This is a genomic window from Nostoc sp. 'Peltigera membranacea cyanobiont' 213, assembly GCF_002245975.1.
Taxonomy (GTDB): domain Bacteria; phylum Cyanobacteriota; class Cyanobacteriia; order Cyanobacteriales; family Nostocaceae; genus Nostoc.
The window spans coordinates 1-19,159 of sequence record NZ_NOLI01000105.1; the positions used below are offsets into that span (position 1 = coordinate 1).

Annotated in this window: 12 protein-coding genes and 1 pseudogene; 8 read left to right on the plus strand and 5 right to left on the minus strand. The window is 42.2% G+C overall.

Going from position 1 to position 19,159, the window contains the following annotated elements; all coding sequences use genetic code 11:
• The first annotated feature begins 48 nt into the window (after positions 1-48).
• Positions 49-918: a 3-deoxy-7-phosphoheptulonate synthase gene (gene aroF / locus CDG77_RS23965; protein WP_094331855.1), complete on the plus strand. Its 870-nt coding sequence runs from the start codon at positions 49-51 to the stop codon at positions 916-918.
• A 186-nt stretch (positions 919-1,104) separates the two neighbouring features.
• Here aroF and CDG77_RS39165 read toward each other — a convergent pair.
• Positions 1,105-1,237, minus strand: a pseudogene (locus CDG77_RS39165) (IS200/IS605 family transposase); the annotation flags it as partial.
• A gap of 695 nt (positions 1,238-1,932) precedes the next feature.
• On the opposite strand from CDG77_RS39165, the gene CDG77_RS23975 reads away from it, so the two are divergent.
• The 3 genes from CDG77_RS23975 to CDG77_RS23985 all read left to right on the plus strand — a co-directional run bounded on the left by CDG77_RS23975 (position 1,933) and on the right by CDG77_RS23985 (position 5,540).
• Entirely contained in the window at positions 1,933-4,305 is a 2,373-nt protein-coding gene (locus CDG77_RS23975; protein ID WP_094331856.1) for a putative PEP-binding protein, read from the plus strand.
• Between the two features lie 24 nt (positions 4,306-4,329).
• Positions 4,330-5,154: an NAD-dependent epimerase/dehydratase family protein gene (locus tag CDG77_RS23980; protein WP_094331857.1), complete on the plus strand. Its 825-nt coding sequence runs from the start codon at positions 4,330-4,332 to the stop codon at positions 5,152-5,154.
• Between the two features lie 143 nt (positions 5,155-5,297).
• Positions 5,298-5,540 (plus strand): DUF4351 domain-containing protein, encoded by a 243-nt coding sequence (locus CDG77_RS23985; protein WP_442946439.1) that lies wholly within the window; start codon positions 5,298-5,300, stop codon positions 5,538-5,540.
• Positions 5,541-5,667: 127 nt separating this feature from the next.
• Here CDG77_RS23985 and CDG77_RS23990 read toward each other — a convergent pair whose 3' ends face one another.
• The 4 genes from CDG77_RS23990 to CDG77_RS24010 form a co-directional block, all read right to left on the minus strand.
• Positions 5,668-6,327 (minus strand): DUF1361 domain-containing protein, encoded by a 660-nt coding sequence (locus CDG77_RS23990; RefSeq protein ID WP_094331859.1) that lies wholly within the window; start codon positions 6,325-6,327, stop codon positions 5,668-5,670.
• Between the two features lie 384 nt (positions 6,328-6,711).
• Positions 6,712-7,908 (minus strand): hypothetical protein, encoded by a 1,197-nt coding sequence (locus CDG77_RS24000; RefSeq protein WP_190234055.1) that lies wholly within the window; start codon positions 7,906-7,908, stop codon positions 6,712-6,714.
• Positions 7,909-8,047: 139 nt separating this feature from the next.
• Entirely contained in the window at positions 8,048-9,919 is a 1,872-nt protein-coding gene (locus CDG77_RS24005) for an iron uptake porin (protein WP_094331860.1), read from the minus strand.
• Between the two features lie 148 nt (positions 9,920-10,067).
• Positions 10,068-10,544, minus strand: a complete 477-nt coding sequence (locus CDG77_RS24010; protein WP_094331873.1) for a hypothetical protein — start codon at positions 10,542-10,544, stop codon at positions 10,068-10,070.
• Between the two features lie 728 nt (positions 10,545-11,272).
• Between CDG77_RS24010 and CDG77_RS24015 the strand changes: the two genes are divergently transcribed.
• From CDG77_RS24015 to CDG77_RS24030, 4 genes are all read left to right on the plus strand, one after another.
• Positions 11,273-12,511, plus strand: coding sequence for a glycosyltransferase (locus tag CDG77_RS24015; protein WP_094331861.1), 1,239 nt, complete (start codon positions 11,273-11,275; stop codon positions 12,509-12,511).
• Between the two features lie 102 nt (positions 12,512-12,613).
• Positions 12,614-14,458: a glycosyltransferase family 39 protein gene (locus CDG77_RS24020; protein ID WP_143857083.1), complete on the plus strand. Its 1,845-nt coding sequence runs from the start codon at positions 12,614-12,616 to the stop codon at positions 14,456-14,458.
• A 276-nt stretch (positions 14,459-14,734) separates the two neighbouring features.
• Positions 14,735-17,263 carry a mannose-1-phosphate guanyltransferase gene (locus CDG77_RS24025; RefSeq protein WP_094331862.1) on the plus strand — a complete coding sequence of 843 codons (2,529 nt, stop codon included), beginning with the start codon at positions 14,735-14,737 and terminating at the stop codon, positions 17,261-17,263.
• 873 nt (positions 17,264-18,136) lie between these two features.
• Entirely contained in the window at positions 18,137-19,159 is a 1,023-nt protein-coding gene (locus tag CDG77_RS24030) for a chlorophyll a/b binding light-harvesting protein (RefSeq protein ID WP_094331863.1), read from the plus strand.

The following is a 19,159-nucleotide window of genomic DNA, read 5'->3' on the forward strand; positions in this document are numbered from 1 at the left end:
CCCCAATCCCCAATATCCAATCCCTAACTTTTCAGGAGAATAGAAATCATGATTAATGCCAAACTTGCCGCACAATCTCATCCCAACCACCAGACAATCGTTAAAATTTCAGAAAAAGTCGCTTTCGGAGGCGAAGAACTGGTAATTATTGGCGGACCTTGCACCGTTGAAAGCTTAGAACAAATGGAGATAGTTGCCCAAAAGCTATCTACTGCATCAGTGCAAGGGTTGCGTGGCGGTGTCTACAAACCTCGCACATCTCCTTACGCTTTCCAGGGGATGGGTGAGTCAGGATTGAAGATTTTGGCAAGAGTGCGATCGCATTACCTGATGCCAGTTGTCACTGAGGTGATGTCAATTTCTCAAATTGAAGTAGTCGCCGCCCACGCTGATATGCTGCAAGTTGGTAGCCGCAATATGCAAAACTTCGACTTACTCAAAGCTTTGGGACAAGCTGGTAAACCAATACTACTCAAACGTGGTTTAGCAGCAACTATTGAAGAATTCGTCATGGCTGCTGAATATATCCTCAGCCACGGTAATCCTGATGTGGTGTTGTGCGAACGCGGTATCCGCAGCTTTGATGATTACACTCGCAATGTCTTAGATTTAGGGGCAGTGGCAGCACTCAAGCAAATAACTCATCTGCCTGTGATTGTAGATCCTTCCCATGCGGTCGGTAAACGGGAACTAGTAGCACCTGTGGCTAGGGCTGCGATCGCTTGCGGTGCAGATGGATTAATTATTGAATGTCACCCAGAACCAGAAAAATCTGTTTCTGATGCCCGCCAAGCCCTCTCTTTAGAAGATATGGTGCATTTAGTTGATAGTTTAAAGCCTGTAGCAAAAGCCGTTGGGCGTAGTATATCAGATGTTGGGGCAGGTTTATCACCTGCCCCGATTTTTTGTGCTGCTTAAATTTCAGTTGAGGCGATCGCTTAAATGTCTAAGTCCAAATATTTATTTTGGTTTAAAGACAAACTGCGATCGCCTTCGTAAAATCAAGTTGAAACTGTAGCTATTACATCAGAATTAGCAGAAAACCCCATCCGTCTATAGCTCAGGGGATGGATAGCGGTCTGGCAAACGTTGTGGAGCAGACAATCATTCTTTGCCACCTGACTGCCCTTTAATTAATATAAGCCTTGACTATTTCCAATGGCGCTCCACCAAATGAAACCACACATTTAGAATCGTGCCATAGTTTAACTTTCTGACCCCAATAAAACTTACCTATCTCGGACTAGCAGAATTTTACTTGCCCATGCCTATTTAATAAGTGTAAATTTATAGCCTATACTATATCAGTACTTTGCTTTGATTTTTGAATTTACTCGGTTTAACAGGCAGTAGGCAAGAAGGATTTTTGAGTTATCCAGAGTTTTTTCAAAAATCAAATCTCAGTCCTACATTTACATTTTATAAATTCGGGGATAGTTTTTTAGATGTAAATTAATCTCTTCCATTGTTGAGATTATCTTTCAATAAGATATTTTGCTATCAAAACTAAATAAAGCTTACCGATCTAATTATGACAACGATTGCAATCTGTATAAATGACGTGAATTTTAACTTGATTAAATAGTTGAGAAACTATTTAAAATCAATAAACTATGAAATTCTACCTTAAATTGCTAGATTTAACCCATACACTCAATAATTAAATATAATACCGCCATCTACAACTCAATCAAACAACTAAACCCCTGTTTCAGGCAATGGAGGTGAAATGAAGGAAAATATTTGATTTACAAAGGAGTTGAATTACGGCAAGACATCGTGTAATTAACAATTAACCACTAAATAAGGTCAGCAAACTCAACCTAAATCTAAATGCTGGAAACTGTAGCTAGTAGAGAGTCAGTGGATTTATGGCTGATAACATACCAGAAGGAAATGCCTGTGGCTACAAATAGACAACTAACAAATTGAGTGGATAAACTCTACTGGCTAGACCAAATAAAACTACAAGACCGCACCAAAGTAGGCGAGAAAGCATTTTACTTGAGCAGAATCATGCAGCGTGGCTATCCAGTGGTGCCTGGTTTTGTTGTTTCGGCAGAAAATTTGCGGCAATTTCTCGAAAATCTTAATAGTTCAGAGTCACTAGTGGCTGACTTACCCCATTCTTCATTACACCTAGATGTCGCTAATTGGCGGCAACTTCAGCAGGTAGCGGGTCGCTTACGCCAAGAAATTCTCACTGCGACCGTACCGCAGGAGTGGGTGAGTACAATTTTCCAAGCAGCTAGGGAATGGCAAACTAGCTGTTTAATTCTTCGACCGACTTTGGCAGTATCAACTGCTACCTCAGCCATAAAGAATGTATCTGGTTTACTAGAGTCGGTATTTTGTCAGTGCGAACCGGAAGCGATCGCTTGGGCATTAAAACGTACCTGGAGCCAGATGTTTCGTGCCAGGAGCCTCCTCTATTGGCAACGAGCAGGAATTAACCTGCAACAAGTAAATTTAGCAGTTTTGGTGCAACCTGTTGAGAATGCGATCGCTAGTGGTTTGCTCAAAGCCAATTCCTCTGGATGGGAAATTGAAGCCACTTGGGGATTAGGAATTGCGATCGCTCAAGGTGAAGTTCAGCCAGATGTGTACTACATTCAACAGGCAACTGGGGTTGTGCTTGAGCAACAGTTGGGTAATAAAATGCTGGCTTATGGTGTGGATAATGCTGTACCTGGAGCTTTTTCGCAACCCATGCCTAACTCAGTGCTAACACCAGATAGCACTTGTCTTAATACCTACGTACTTCAGGAAGCCCAGCAAAAACAGTACGCTTTACAAGAAGAATACTTACAACAAATAATTGCTCTGGGAACTCAACTGGTAAGTGAACTAGGTAAAACTTTTACGATTAAATGGACTATTGCTCAACAAACCACATCTAGCAAGCTCTACATTACACAAGTTAGTTCTCCCCAATCTGTAATTCCCCACGGACACTTCATTAGGGGATTAGGGGCGGCAAGAGGACGTGTTGTCGCGACTGCCCTAGTTATTACTAATTCGCAACAGAAACCCGAACAACTACCCAAGGGAGTGATTTTAGTAGTACCAACGATCGCTCCTGATTGGCTACCATTACTACACCAAGTTGCTGGTATTATCACAGAACAAGGTGGATTAACCAGCCATGCTGCTATTCTTGCCAGAGAATTAAGGATCGCAGCAGTGGTAAACGCCAAATCTGCCACAACCTTAATCCAAACTGGCGAACGACTGTTGCTTGATGGTGACAGAGGAGAAGTTTATCGAATCAAAGGAAACTCAAAGGAGGAGATGGAAAGAGGTAGAGAGCAGGAAAGTGGGAGACTGAGAGGAGACAATATTCTTTTTCCGAATCACCCCAACCCCAAAGCGCTCAATCTTCCTGTTACTTCTCATCTACCCATGATTGCTACCCAACTACTGGTTAACTTGAGCCAGCCCAGTTTAATAGAACAAGTACAAAGCTTCCCTGTGGATGGGGTGGGATTGTTGCGGTCAGAATTGATGGTACTAAATATATTAGACGGACAACATCCCAATAGTTGGATTTTAGGCGGTCGGAAAGCAGAATTATTAGAGCGTTGGTCTGAGCAGATTATGCAGTTTGCTCATGCTTTTGCACCAAGACCAGTTTTTTATCGTTCTTTGGATTGGCGATCGCAAGATTTACCATCATTGAGTGATAGTTTAGAATCTTCGCCCCAGTCGATGTTGGGCGAACGCGGTACTTTCAGCTATTTACGAAATCCCGCAGTATTTGAGTTGGAACTGCAAGCTTTAGCGAGCGTACAGCAAGCTGGCTACAGTAACGTGAATCTCCTGTTGCCTTTTGTGCGGACTGTGGAAGAATTTATCTTTTGCCATCGCAAAGTTAAGCAAGCTCTTTTAACTGAGGTGTCAGAATTTCAATTGTGGATGATGGCAGAAGTGCCAAGCGTACTGTTCTTACTACCGGAATATGTCAAAGCAGGTGCAGCCGGAATTTCTATTGGTACAAACGACTTAACCCAATTATTGCTCGGAGTGGATCGAGAACAAGGAGAGCTAGCAAAAGTATTTAATGAACGTCATCCGGCAGTTATGAGTGCGATCGCTCAACTGATCCAAATGGCTAAAAGTGCCGGTATACCTTGTTCAATCTGCGGTCAAGCACCAGCCCTCTATCCAGAAATTATCGATAAATTAGTGGAATGGGGGATAACTTCCATTTCCGTGGAACCGGAAGCAGTCGAGCGAACATATCAGGCGATCGCTCGTGCTGAACAACGCGTAATTTTAGCAGCAGCCCGACGAAAACTTCATTAAATACAATACACAATTCTGGGTGTTATGAAAGTCTTAATTACTGGCAACGAAGGAATGATTGGTTCGGTTGTTGAAAAAGTTTTGCGTGCTGATGGATGTGAAGTGATTGGCTTTGATATTACAAGTGGTCATAATATTCTGAATCCAAATGAAATTCGTTCGGCAGTTCAAGGCTGCGATGCAATTGTTCATCTTGCGGCGCTACTTGGAAACTCTGAGGATACACCCAACGAAATAATGGCAGTCAATGTTCTTGGAACTTGGCATATTCTTTCAGCAGCAGCAGAGGTAAAACTCAAACGTGTTGTTTTCTTCAGCAGTGTTGATGTATTGGGAATCTTTAAAGGTGAAAGAAAACCAGATTATCTTCCTCTAGATGACAATCATCCTTGTTATCCAACTACTACTTACGCTGTTTCCAAGCGGCTTGGTGAAGAAATGTGCAGATATTTTACCAATAGCACAGGTATCTCAACTATTTGCCTGCGACCACCAGGTGTTTTTGATGAAGAAACTTACGATTTTATTATTTCCAATCGCCAAGCAAATCCCGATTTTGAGTGGAATCCTTTTTGGGAATACGGCGCTTTTCTGGATGTGAGAGACGCAGCAGAAGCAGCGCAATATGCTTTACACTGCCCTAATCCTGGTCATGTTACCTTGTTGCTATGCGCTGATGACATTTCTTCGGCGTATCGAACTAGTCAAGAAATGGCTCAATCTCTACTTCCTGAAATAGATTGGCGCGGAGGTGATGAATATGAACATGAACCCTACAAAGCCCTAATTAATACCCAACTCGCCAAAGAAGTGCTTCAGTGGATTCCGCGTTATAAATGGCGACCATGAAGCAACGCTTCAAAAGTATAACAAAGTATTATAGCTGAAGCTGTAAGCGATCGATTTTACTATGTAGCAGAATATATGATTCGATGATAGTGACAATCATGGTGTACAAGTTTGAAATATTAACTCGAACTGAGGTAGAGTCTATGCTAGGAATAACGCTCAAAGAAACGAGAGTTTACCGAGAAATTAAGGAAGAAGGGCGACAAGAAGAAGCTGCTAACCTCATTATCCGACTTTTAACTAAGCGGTTTGGAGAACTATCTGCGGAAATATGCTCCTCAATTTCTAGTTTATCCTTACTGGTTCTCGAAGATTTGAGCGAAGGGCTGTTATATCTCACCAGTTTAGCTGATTTGCTGGCTTGGTTAGAAGCGGTTCAGAATTAAATTAGTTGTTGGTTGTTTAGGTTTTAGGTTTTTGTTGTGATAAGCCTACACCTACCCGTTCGCAAAGCGTTCCGTCATTTGCGAAGTATTTGATGGGCAGTAAAAGCAGGTGTAAGTACTTGACTCATCAAGCATTTGGAGTGTTAGTATCGGTTGATTGTGACTCGATAGGATATACATTTTTGGGTTGCCTAACAAAACCTAAAGTTACTCGTTTCATAATCCAGTACAAACCGGCAAGCACCACAAAGCTGATAGCAATAATTACTAGGGGCTGTTTACCGAGAATTTCTTCTACTCCTTTGGTTATGACAGCATCGGGTTGAGTAATAAAATCCCAACTGTTGAAACGCAAAAATCGTCCCCAATAAACACCAACCGCGCAGAGAAAATGTGTAATCAACTCAACGCGCCAAATCCATTGGCTCTTACCGATCCGATGTAAGTAGTAACCCCAATTAATTAACGATATTACATAAGCTTCAAATCCACCTAGAATTACTAGCAAATACACAGGAATTAGTACTAAAGTAATTATCCACACCGATTGAATCGTGCGGATATCATCTATCAAGTGAATTACATCAGTCAACAAATAAGGTGCATTCGGTAAGAAAGCATAGAAAACTAAAAATCCTAGCCACCAAAGCCAAGTGCCACCTCGCCTCATGCGAAATAACCACACACTCAAAGCCAAAGGGATAAAAGCCAGAAATAAATTCCAAGTCATCCAACTCATATTAATTTGCAAAACCTGTAGAACTCTGGCTATCAATTCTTCTTTCATAGGTGCTAACTCAGAAGACGTTTAATTGTTTGAGATTCACTCTATAGTGTTAACATCAGCGATCGACTGATAAAATTTTTTACCCCAAGGAAATTTATTTACTCTAAGAGCAGACAAGGCTTTTGTGTCACTTAAAAGGAAATGCACACTGATATATGTCTGAAATTTAAAGTTTTTGTATCTTTCATGCTAGGGAATGAAATTTATCAATCAATCAGCTTAAATCCCTAGTATAGCCAGAAAATCATCAGGGTAAAATCTCCCACCGAAACGAAGCCTAAACAAAAAAAACGCCACGAAGAACTATGTTGCCCCTGTCTTGGCTATTATATTGATTTCATTTTGCCCCCTGTTTTCAGGAGGGCAAAAGAAGTTCTCAAATCACTAATGCAGTAGCACTCGACTACGGGGGCCGATCGCTTGTTTGGGTGAAACGGGTATTGTACAGCTATTGGTAGAATCCGGCGAACAAGCAGTTTGAACAAGGGTTGCAGGGTTAACCTCTAGGGAATTACCGTTACTGAATTCCATATTAGGTGTAGTGGAAAGTGATGGAGAATTAGAGGCCGATGTGTAGGTTGTAGGTGTCGGGGAAGCGATCGCACTACCATCACTAACTACAGGTGTAGGAGTAGTGTTACTACCACTAACTACGGGTGCAGGAGTAGGTGTGTTAGTAGCAGCAATTACTGGCGCGGGAGTGGGCATACTACCACCAGTAACTACGGGTGCGGGAGTGGGCATACTACCACCAGTAACTACGGGTGCAGGAGTGGGCGTACTACCACCAGTAACGACGGGCGCGGGAGTGGGCGTATTACCACCAGTAACGACGGGCGCGGGAGTGGGCGTACTACCACCAGTAACGACGGGCGCGGGAGTTATGAGGGTTGCAGTTGCAGGTACTTTAATTGTTATTCTTGCTAGGGGGGAATTAGTCATTTCCAAAGATGTCACCTTTGGCGAACCTGGGATATCCGATTTGAAATCAAAGACTGTGGGAGTTGCACCACCATTGCGATCGCTATATCTGACTCCATATCCACTCACTTCAAAAGTACCCTGATACTGATTTCCAGTGTTTGGATCGGTGACAATACCAGTGTATAAGGCTTTTGTGAGATTAAATTCATCCTGAACCACTCCTTGAAATGTGGTTCCGGCTAATTTTCCCTGGTATTTATAGGGTGTCAACTCACCGCCAGAGAGAATCGGCGAAGCCAGAACGCCATTAAAGGAGACAATCGGAATGCCTTTAAAGTCAACAAAATAATGCAAACTACCATCCTTGCGTGTTTCTATTTTTACATAGCCTGACTTGTATACAGGAACGTAATTAGGATTGTTTTTAGTTCCTAAGTTCCGCGAGTAAGTGCCCGTGTCGTCTGTATCAACGCGAGTCGTGCTGCCATTGAAATTAGGATTAATACTGGGAAGTTGGATAGTCCCTGATAATGTACCAGTGCTTTGAATGGTGATTTGAGCAAAAGCACTTGTTCCAGATGAAGCGATGATGACTGCGGCTAAACTGCTGCTGCTAAGAACAACACAACCTAATTTAGTTGATGAATGTAATTTCATGAAAAATTTGCTCCTTTAATCACATATCAAAAAAAATACGCACGGGTTTTTCTTGCTTTCATTGGGCAATAAAAGCATTTCATACTGAATAAGCCAGTATGAAAATAGCGTATTTGATTACATCTACATCAGTACAAAATTAAAACCGGAAGGTTGCTCTTAATGCTCCAACAACTAATGCATCGTTAGCCGCATTGTGATCGGGATTGAAAATAACGAATAAGCCTGGAGTCAAGGCGATATTGTCGCTTAATTGGGCGCGGTAAAAAAGTTCTACGTGAATTGATGTGTCACTACGTCCGCCTGCTGTTCCTCCATCAGAAAAGTTGGGAAAATTGAAGCCATTTGGTAAGGTACTCGAAGTAATTTTGGGCGGTTGTCCGACGAGAACGCCTCCTAAATTTCCAGGACGCAGCAAGTTGGGAAAGGCTGCAAACACCATCCAATTTGTAGTTTCTACACTTCCAGGAAGGTTTAATGGTTTGGAAGAAGTAAAGCCACCCCAACCGCCTAACTGCAAGTTAGGATTAATTCGCCAAGCAACGGTAGCACCAATGGCTTGGGTATTGAAAGCTGTAGCATCTGCAAAAGGCGAAATCAATTGAGAATCGCCAATACCACTTCCCAGTAAGCCATCTGGGGAATGAGAATAAAGATAATGTACGCCGATATCGATGTTGTTGGTGGGTGCTAAACTTAATTGAGCGCCAGCAGTAAATCTACCGCCAAATAATCCGCCCTGATTGATGTTGCCAGAATAATTGGCTATTTCTGCACTATAAACGCCTTGCAAACTGATGCGATCGCTAATCTGCCAATCAAAGCCTATACCACTAGTGCCATTGCCAATACTTAAAATCGGGTTACGCTGACCAAATAGAGAAATTGCACCGTCGCTAGAACCTTCTAAAGGGCTAATACCGCGAAAGGTGTTGATGGGGTTGACTCCTGCCGTACCGACGACAATTCCCAAACGTTCCGAGACGAGAAATCGATAAGATAGTTCGCTAACAACTAGATTGTTGTCTGTATTTGACTCGAAACCCAACCGCCCCATATTGGTAGATAGCAACGAGGCATTAGAACCTAAATTACCAGCAGACAGCCCTGTTAAGAGTAAATCTCGCCCTGTAAATGAAGTTGCTAAGGTTAGTTGGGCGCTACTTGTGAAAGTCAGATTGGTTTTTCCCTGGCGTTCAGGGACTCCATCTCTAGGAAACAAATCGACATCGGGGCTATTGGTTCCCTGGACGCTAAAAATGGCTTGACCAAATAATCTGGTAGTTGTGGAAAAGCGATTGGCTTGTAATTCAGTAGTTCGTTCTTCTACAGCCTCAACCCGCTGCTGTAATTGCAGCAACTCTGCTTTGAATTCGCCCTGTAACCTTTGTAGCAGGACTAAATCTTCATTCTTAACAGTATTAATTTTATTATTTGCAATCGCTTCGTTAATCTTCTCTAAGCAAGCATTTAAACCAGCCGCAAATTCATAACGGCTGATATTGCGGTTTCCTACATAAGTCCCATCATGGTATCCCGCAATGCAGCCATAGCGTTCTCCTAGAGATTGCAAAGCAGCAAAAGCCCAGTCGGAAGGTTGCACGTCCTTAAGTTGCGACACCGAAGTGACTTGAGACATTGGGTTGTCTGAATCTGGAGACTGAGGAGATAGAGAGAATTCTTCTGTGTTTTCCTGGTTCTGTGCAACTTCTGTTACAGGCTGAATATTTTTTAGTTCAGGTAAGTTAGGGGAACTTATGAATTGAATTTTCTCTCTACTTTTTTTAAGTATATTTTCGTACTTATGCTTGATTGCTGGTGAGGTAGTTATATCTGGCTGCACAAATTCAGGCGGTGTAATCTCAGCAGGTGAGACAACTTCAGATAAATTTTCTGGCATTGACTGCTGCACCAGATGATCTGTAGGAATTACAGGCTGTTCTGGTAAATTGAACGCGGAGATTGGCGCTGTTGCTAGCACACTCGCCATCAGTAGACTAATATCACTCATGGTATTTCATTTGACTTGCACCAATATTTCTTTTCACAGATAAAGTTGGTGTATATCAGGAAGATTTATGAAAAAAGAGTGATAAAAGTTACTGCGCTGAGGGGTATAAGATGAAGGGAATAACCCATACCCTATACCCCAAATAAGATTAATCTGGCTGACTACAGTATTTATTCGTCTGATTGACTAACGTATCTGACTGTTTGCCAAGGGTTGTAGCCGTTGTCAGTGCTGAGTCAATATCAGTTCTCGCCTTTTGGATTTTTTCTCTACCAGATGCCGAGGCTTCTGCTGTTTTGGTTGTACCAAGCGCCTTACCGGCTTTAGCGATCGCTTGACTGAGATTCTGAAAAATGTTGACAAAACTGCTTTGAAATTCTTTCAGCTTGGGATCTGTTAAATTCAGTTCCTTAATCGATTTAGTTACAAATTCTAAATCTTTAGACAGTTGTATGCTGGTGATCGCTTGCGTTCCTTTATTTTTATCAATCAAAGAAGTTCCAGCATTCACAACTTTAATCAATCGCTGGCACTGGGAGACTTTGTTCTCGGTGCAACTGCTAACAAACAAAGCAATGCTCAGACTAACAGGAAGAATAACAGTATATTTATGTAAAACAGACATGAACACCCCAACAGCATTAAAATCCAGACTATAGTATCCAATATTACGAGTAAACAAGGTAATTAAGGTAGTGGAGATTAGACAGGAGTGAGAAAATTCCTTCATACACCTTGCAACTGCGTTAACTAATCTTTGAACTGCGTTCATCCACCTTTGATCCTCGTCAAGGACTCTTTGAACTGGATTCATTCATCTTTTGACAACTATATAGGGCAGAAAGCCCAAAGTAATATCTTGACTGCGCTAGCCTTTAACTCTCTGGCTCAATTAATTTCACCCTTATCTTTGCTATTTTTTGATAGACTCTTTTAGCGATGGATTCACTATTACTATATCTTGCACTTAGTTGTAATAAATACTTATTTATCGGTAATTATTTGTGATTGATACATTAGCTATACTAATACTAAAAAGTTTTCACATAGTCTTGATAAACTGTATATTTGCTGACTTAGGGGAGTTAATGGTACAGTATTTATTGTCTGTATAAAAAATTATGTAAGCGAACAAGCGGTACCATAAAAACTACTGGTTAAATGTAAAGTTTAGATGAATTTCAGGAAAATATTTTGAATTGAGGTGCGAGAATTACTAAACTTTTCAGAACAACTAACTGTAACAAAACTATTCATCTAATTTTGACCAACCAAGTTCAATCAATAAAGCCAAACATCTGCTGGCTTTATTTGCCTGGGTTTTTACACATCCTCGTTCTGTAATGTTAAATCATGAAAATTAACTCATCCAACTCGCTGTTAACAGTACCAACTGGGCCACTAAAGATTTCAGAGTTGCCCCCTAACCATCTGGGTACGAGTGGTGAATCTATTTATCTTTCTCTAGTAATTCCTACTTATAAAGAGCGTGACAACATCAAGAATGTGGTCAGCATATTGAGTCAGTTACTGGATGAATCTATTCCAGGAAACTATGAACTAATTGTGGTAGACGATGATAGCCCAGACCGAACTTGGGAAATAGCACAATCCTTAACGCAAGAATACCCTCAGTTGCGAGTAATGCGACGACAGCAGGAACGGGGGCTTTCTTCAGCAGTGATTCGGGGATGGCAAGCAGCTACCGGGAATGTGTTGGGGGTGATTGATGGAGATTTGCAGCATCCACCAGAGGTGCTGATGCAACTGTTGCGTAGTGTTGAGCAGGGTGCAGATTTAGCAGTAGCCAGCCGTCACGTTGAAGGAGGCGGTGTTAGTAGCTGGAGTGTTGTTAGGCGTTTCTTGTCTCGTGGCGCTCAGTTGTTAGGCTTGGTGATATTACCGGGAGTACTGGGCAGAGTTTCTGACCCGATGAGCGGTTATTTTATGGTGCGCCGGAGTGCGATCGCCAATGCAAGACTCAATCCAGTCGGATACAAAATTCTCTTAGAAGTAATCGGGCGGGGAAAAGTAGACCAAGTAGCCGAAGTTGGGTATGTGTTCTGCGAACGCAAAGAGGGTGAGAGTAAGGTTACATGGAAGCAATATATAGATTACATCCATCACCTAGTGCGGTTGCGGCTTTCTACAGGACGGGTGGGAAGATTTAGTAGAAAAGTCAATTTCCCCATTGGTCGATTCCTCCGCTTTGGGTTGGTTGGCTTTAGTGGTGTGTTTGTAGATTTAACGGTGTTTTACTTGCTGCGGACTGTGATTCATTTAGGTTTAACTCGCAGTACGATTCTTTCGGCCGGAGTGGCAATCATAAATAATTTCCTATGGAATGATTTATGGACTTTTAGTGATATTTCTCAGAGACAACGCGATCCGCATCAACGTTTCAAGCGATTCTTGAAGTTCAGTGCGATCTGTTTAGCAGGTGTTGTATTACAAGCTCTAATAATTAACTTTCTCTATAATGTCTTAGGAATAAATCAGTATTTAGCTAAGTTGGTAGCGATCGCAGTTGCGACAATCTGGAATTTCTGGATTAATTTGAAACTTAGCTGGCGTGTTACCGACGTGAAATAATCACAATGAGGGATTTGAGATTTTGATTTTTGTTTTTAGACTTTAGAACGAACTTAAATCTAAAACGTCAAATCTACAAATTCATCCGTGTGAGGCCAGGCAATGAGAGTTCTTTTTCAAGGTGCATTTTATTTTTACAGAAAAATTATTGCCTATACGACTCATTTCGTACAGATGGGAGATTTAAGCTCTGCCTTAGAACCCAAGCATTGGCATAATTGGCAGGCTCATCTCCCACCTTCCTGGCTTCACCCTTTTCTGAACTTGATGTGGTTAATCATCGGCATCAGCTTGCGCCTAGCCAACTTGACTGCAAAGCCTCCTTGGACTGATGAGTTTGCCACCTTGGTGTTTAGCTTAGGGAATACTTTTTCACCAGTACCCCTAGATCGAGCGATCGCATCTGACATCCTATTACAACCACTGCAACCAAACCCAGCAGCTAGTATTGGTGATGTTATTCATAACTTAGCTACACAAGATAGTCATCCACCACTGTATTTTGTGCTGGCTCATCTGTGGATGAAATTATTTTCCAGCGATGGCGGATTAGTATCGCTGTTTGCGGCGCGATCGCTACCAGCTATAATTGGTGCTGCCTTAATTCCGTGTGTTTACATTTTAGGTAAGGTAGCATTTCGTTCATCACTAGTGGGACACTTAACTGCTGCGATGATGGCAGTATCACCCTACGGTGTATTTTTATCACAAGAAGCCCGTCATTACACTTTGGCAGCTTTATGGGTAACTGCTTCCCTTACCTGCTTAGTAATTGCTACACGCCATATTCAAAACCGTACACCTTTACCCATCTGGATAGCACTTTTTTGGGTAGGAATTAATGCTTTAGGTATTGCGACTCATTACTTTTTCACCCTTACCCTCTGCACAGAAGCGATAGTTTTGATTTTTCTGGCTTGGCTTCAATTGCAGACTAGCAAAAAATTTTCTCTCCTCTTCTCTCCTCCCTGGCGGCGCATTTATGCCGTTGCTACAGGTACTTGTGTGGCGGGTTTAATTTGGATACCAACCTTGTTAGAGAATGAAAATCGTGGTGCTTTGACTGAGTGGATTCGAGGTTCGCGCGGCGGGCTAGATTGGTTAAACCCCATTTTTCAAGCTTTAGGAACATTGATTGCCATGATTTCGCTGTTACCAGTTGAATCTTCACAAGTAGTAGTTGTGATTCCTTCTGGAGTAGTGATGCTAACTTTCTTTATTTGGGCAGTACCAATTTTGCTGCGGGGACTCGATATTCAACTACAGCAACCAGAAAACCGGATTATGATTCAGGTGTTTGCTGGAATCGTTATCAGTGCGATCGCTTTATTCTTTATCTTTGCCTACTTTTTCGGGATTGACCTAACTAGAGGTGCTAGATATAACTTTGTTTACTTTCCCGCGATCGTTATTTTACTAGGTGCAAGTCTTGCAGTTTGCTGGCATCCTCCCAAGGAATTGATGGAAAAAAATGGGATTAAAAGTATAGGTAAATGGGGAATAAACGGTAAAAAAGCCGTGATGTTAATCTGGCTAATGGGATTTTTCAGTGCAGTTACAGTAATTTGCAATCTCGGCTATCAAAAATATTATCGCCCTGACCTGTTTGTGCAGCTAATTCAACAAACATCCCCAGTACCAGTACTGATTGCCACCACTCATAAAACTTATGTACACACTGGAGAAATGATGGGGGTAGCTAGGGAGTTTAAACTTGCCAATTCACCTCAACAACCTCTGTTTCTCCTTGCCCATCAAGATCGAGATCCCAATACTTCCACCATTGCGCTAGAAAATACTTTAAAGAAGTTACCACGACCTTTTGACTTGTGGCTGGTAAACTTTCACGCCCCTGTAAAAGAAACTGTTAAAACATGCGCGATATCTGATACTCAATCTTTACCAAGCATAAACGGCTACGAATATAAGCTTTATCATTGCCAATAAGCTGGGGATTGGGGATTGGGGATTGGGGACTGGAGTAGGAGTTAGAACTTGTATTCACCTCAAAAAAAAACTCGTTCATGCATCTCAAAGACTCGTTAATCTCTTTCAAAACCTCAAACCTGCCAATCCCCAGTCCCTAGTACCCAATCCCCAATCTATATGCATCTTGTGGAAGTTCCTCAAATATCGATATCCATAGGAGACTAAAGAAAGAAGAACAAAATTTATCTGAGACGTTTTCAAGCAGTGAAGGCTGTAACTAGTTAAGGAGAATTTATGCGTGCAGTACTGATGGCAGGGGGTTCGGGAACGCGGCTTCGCCCGTTAACTTGCGATCTGCCCAAACCGATGGTGCCGATTCTAAATCGACCAATTGCCGAACATATTATCAATCTTCTCAAAAGACATCAAATTACAGAAGTTATCGCGACACTACATTATTTACCTGATGTCTTGCGAGACTATTTTCAAGATGGCAGCGATTTTGGGGTTCAGATGACTTATGCCGTCGAAGAAGATCAGCCTTTGGGTACAGCAGGCTGTGTGAAAAACATTGCCGAACTTCTGGATGAAACTTTTTTAGTCATTAGCGGCGACAGCATAACAGATTTTGACCTTACGGCTGCGATCGCATTTCACAAACAAAATAAGTCAAAAGCTACTTTGATTTTGACGAGAGTTCCCAACCCGATTGAATTTGGGGTGGTGATTACCGACGAGGAAGCACGAATTCGGCGATTTTTAGAAAAGCCCTCTAGTAGTGAAATTTTTTCCGATACCGTCAACACTGGCACTTACATTCTTGAACCAGAAGTTTTAGAATATCTACCAGTAAACATTGAATGCGACTTTTCCAAAGACTTATTCCCCTTACTGCTAGCAAAAGATGAGCCAATGTACGGTTACATCGCTCAAGGTTACTGGTGTGATGTTGGTCACTTAGATGCTTACCGCGAAGCTCAATATGACGCATTAGATCGGAAGGTAAATCTTGATTTTGCCTACAAAGAAGTTTCTCATGAGTTATGGGTAGGTCAAAATACTTACATCGATCAAACGGCTGTGATTGAAACTCCAGCAGTGATTGGTGACAATTGCCGCATTGGGGCAAGAGTGCAGATTGAGGCGGGAACCGTAATTGGCGATAATGTCACTATTGGCGCTGATGCCAATCTCAAACGTCCCATTGTCTGGAATGGGGCATTTATTGGCGATGAAGCACATCTTTCTGCCTGTGTAATTTCCCGTGGCGCTCGTGTAGACCGCCGCGCCCACGTATTAGAAGCTGCTGTTGTCGGTTCCCTTTCCACTGTGGGAGAAGAAGCTCAAATTAGCCCTGGCGTGCGCGTTTGGCCCAGCAAAAAAATTGAGTCAGGAGCAGTTTTAAACATTAACTTGATTTGGGGAAACACCGCCCAACGAAATTTATTTGGGCAACGTGGTGTGCAAGGATTAGCTAATATCGACATCACCCCAGAATTCGCTGTGAAATTGGGATCTGCTTACGGTTCTACCTTAAAACCTGGTTCTAAAGTAACAGTTTCCCGTGACCAGCGTAATGTCTCTCGGATGGTGACGCGATCGCTCATTGCTGGTTTAATGTCAGTAGGTATTGATATTCAAAACCTCGATGCTACAGCTATCCCCATTGCCCGCACAGTTATACCCACAATGTCGGTAGTTGGTGGTATCCATGTGCGCGTCCACCCCGATCGCCCCGACTACATTTTGATTGAATTTATGGATGTTAAGGGTATTAATATCTCCAAAGCCCTGGAAAAGAAAATTGAAGGGGCTTACTTTAAAGAAGATATGCGGCGGGCGCTAATTCATGAAATTGGCGATGTATCTTACCCCAGCCAAGTGATGGAGCGCTACTGCACTGCTTTTGAGAAACTTTTGCATGTTCATACACTCCGCAATAGTCGGGCAAAAGTAGTGATTGACTATGTTTATGCAGTATCGGGGGCAGTTTTACCCCAAATGTTGGATAAATTTGGTGCTGATGCAGTGGTATTGAATGCCAGTGTCAATAAAAGTGCGATGTCAATCACCGATCGCGAAGGATTGCTGACTCAGTTAGGTCATGTAGTGGAAGCATTGAAAGCTAACTTTGGTGTGCAAGTATCCGCTAATGGAGAACAGCTGATTTTAGTTGATGAATCAGGCTACCCAATTCGTGGGGAAACTTTAACAGCACTGATGGTAGACATGATTTTGACGGCTAACCCTAGAGGAACGGTAGTAGTTCCAGTTCATGCTTCTAGTGCGATTGAACAAGTTGCCCGTCGTCATGATGGCAGAGTGATTCGCACCAAAGCCAACCCTACAGCTTTAATGGAAGCTTGTCAGAAAAATCCAAATGTGGTTCTAGGAGGTAGTGGAGAAACTGGTTTTATTTTCCCGCAACTGCATCCAGGATTTGATTCCATGTTCTGTATTGCAAAGATAATTGAAATGTTAACTATACAGGAGCGATCGCTTGCGGCGGCGCGATCGGAATTGCCCCGTGTAATTCATAAAACTTATACAGTCCGTTGTCCGTGGACAGCCAAGGGTGCTTTGATGCGTTACTTGGTGGAAACTCACCCAGCCCAAAATCTAGAACTAATCGATGGGGTGAAAATTTGTCAACCTTATGATGATAGTTGGCTATTAGTTTTACCAGATGCCAGCGAACCACTGGTGCATTTGTATGCAAACAGTAACGATCGCGAATGGGTAGATGAAACTGTAAGAAATTACCGCACCCGTGTTCAAAGTTTTGTGGAAAGACAACAAGAATATCAACCCACCGAAGTGTAATTCGTAATTCGTAATTCGTAATTCGTAATTCGTAATTGAATTCTTTAATTACGAATTACGAATTATGTTAACTATCAGCCAAACTATCGGAAGGAAAGTAGACTTTCACATTTGCCTCTGTAGTTTACTTAAAATAATAAATAATATAACAATCCTAAATTATTCGTGAAAAGTTAGATCCCCGACTTCTTTAAGAAGTCGGGAATCTGGACATTAGTATTTGGATTAATTTCATACATGCACAAAAAATTTACCTCCTCTGGCTTCATCTACCGATGTATTTTTTGAAACTATAGGAATCCGGTTTGATTTCTGAAAATATCCGTAGGATGTGTTAGCACGGAGAGTACGGCATCAAACCCTTGATAATAGTGCGTTACGAACTCCGTTCTAACACACTCTACAATACCTAATTTCGTTCAAAAATCAAATAGTAAGTAGATCGGCGTGAATAATTCAAGGTTTGTAGTGAGGACTTTAGTCCTCATTTAAGGGCTGAAGCCCTCTCTACGAGACGCTTTGCGAACACTACAAAGTAATCTCAATATTTTTTACATTACTTAATCTAGTTTGATTTATTCTTGCCCACTTACTTAATCCTATAGTAATTATTCGGAATATTGTGTGAGGAAATCGTAAGGCACTTACAATAACTTGTCTTCTAGCCCACTCATTGTTGGGGTTGAATGAATCACCGCCCACCTTTTCGGTTTGTTTTCTGAAATCCTTTACAAAACTTTACCTCTATTAATTGCTATAAATTATCAATAAGTCTGATAGGATATCTTCAGGTTTCTTGAGATATATATTCATTAAGCCACAGTAAATTTCAGCTATTTCAAAAATTTCTTAGGAGGTAACGCCATGACAAGGATGGCTGTTCAAACACCGGAGTCGATTCCCTGGTGGGCAGGGAACGCCCGGTTAACCAACCTCTCAGGGCGACTTTTGGGCGCTCACGTTGCTCATGCAGGGTTAATTGTTCTCTGGGCTGGTGCAACGACTCTTTTTGAACTTGCCCATTTCAACAGAGCGCAACCAATGTACGAACAGGGGTTGATTCTATTGCCTCATTTAGCAACTCTCGGTTGGGGTGTAGGAAGTGGTGGACAGATAGTAGATACCTATCCTTACTTCGTCATTGGAGTATTGCACCTAATTAGCTCCGCCTTCTTGGGACTTGGCGGCATATTTCATGCCCTAAGTGGGTATGCCATCTTGGAAGAGAGATTTTCCTTCTTTGGCTATCGCTGGGAAGATGCTAATAAAATGACTACCATTCTGGGTATTCACCTAGTATTGCTGGGTCTAGGAGCCGGCTTACTGGTTGCCAAAGCTTTGTTCTTTGGCGGTTTGTACGATTCTATGGTGGGTGAGGTGCGCGTAGTTTCTAACCCTACCTGGAATTCCGCTATAATTTTTGGCTACTTATTTGGTGGCGGTGGCAAACATTGGATTGCTGGAGTTAATAACCTGGAAGACTTGGTTGGTGGTCATATTTGGGTCAGCATTCTCTGCATTGTCGGCGGTATCTGGCACATTACGACTCAACCTTTTGGCTGGGCAAAGCAGCTTTTTATCTGGTCAGGAGAAGCATACCTTTCTTACAGCTTGGGAGCTTTAGCTCTCATGGGCTTTATTGCTGCCTATTTTGTCTCTGTCAACACACTTGCTTACCCACCGGAATTTTATGGGCCAGCCCTGAGTATTGGGTTTGACCGTTTTCCCTACTTCCAGAGTGGAAATTTACTATCCTCTCGCGTTTGGCTGGCGAATGCTCACTTCTGGCTAGGTTTCTTCTTTCTTCAAGGGCATCTCTGGCACGCTTTACGCGCTGCTGGATTCGACTTTGCGAAGGGTAGAGTCATCCATTCAACTAGTGGGGAGGCAATCTAA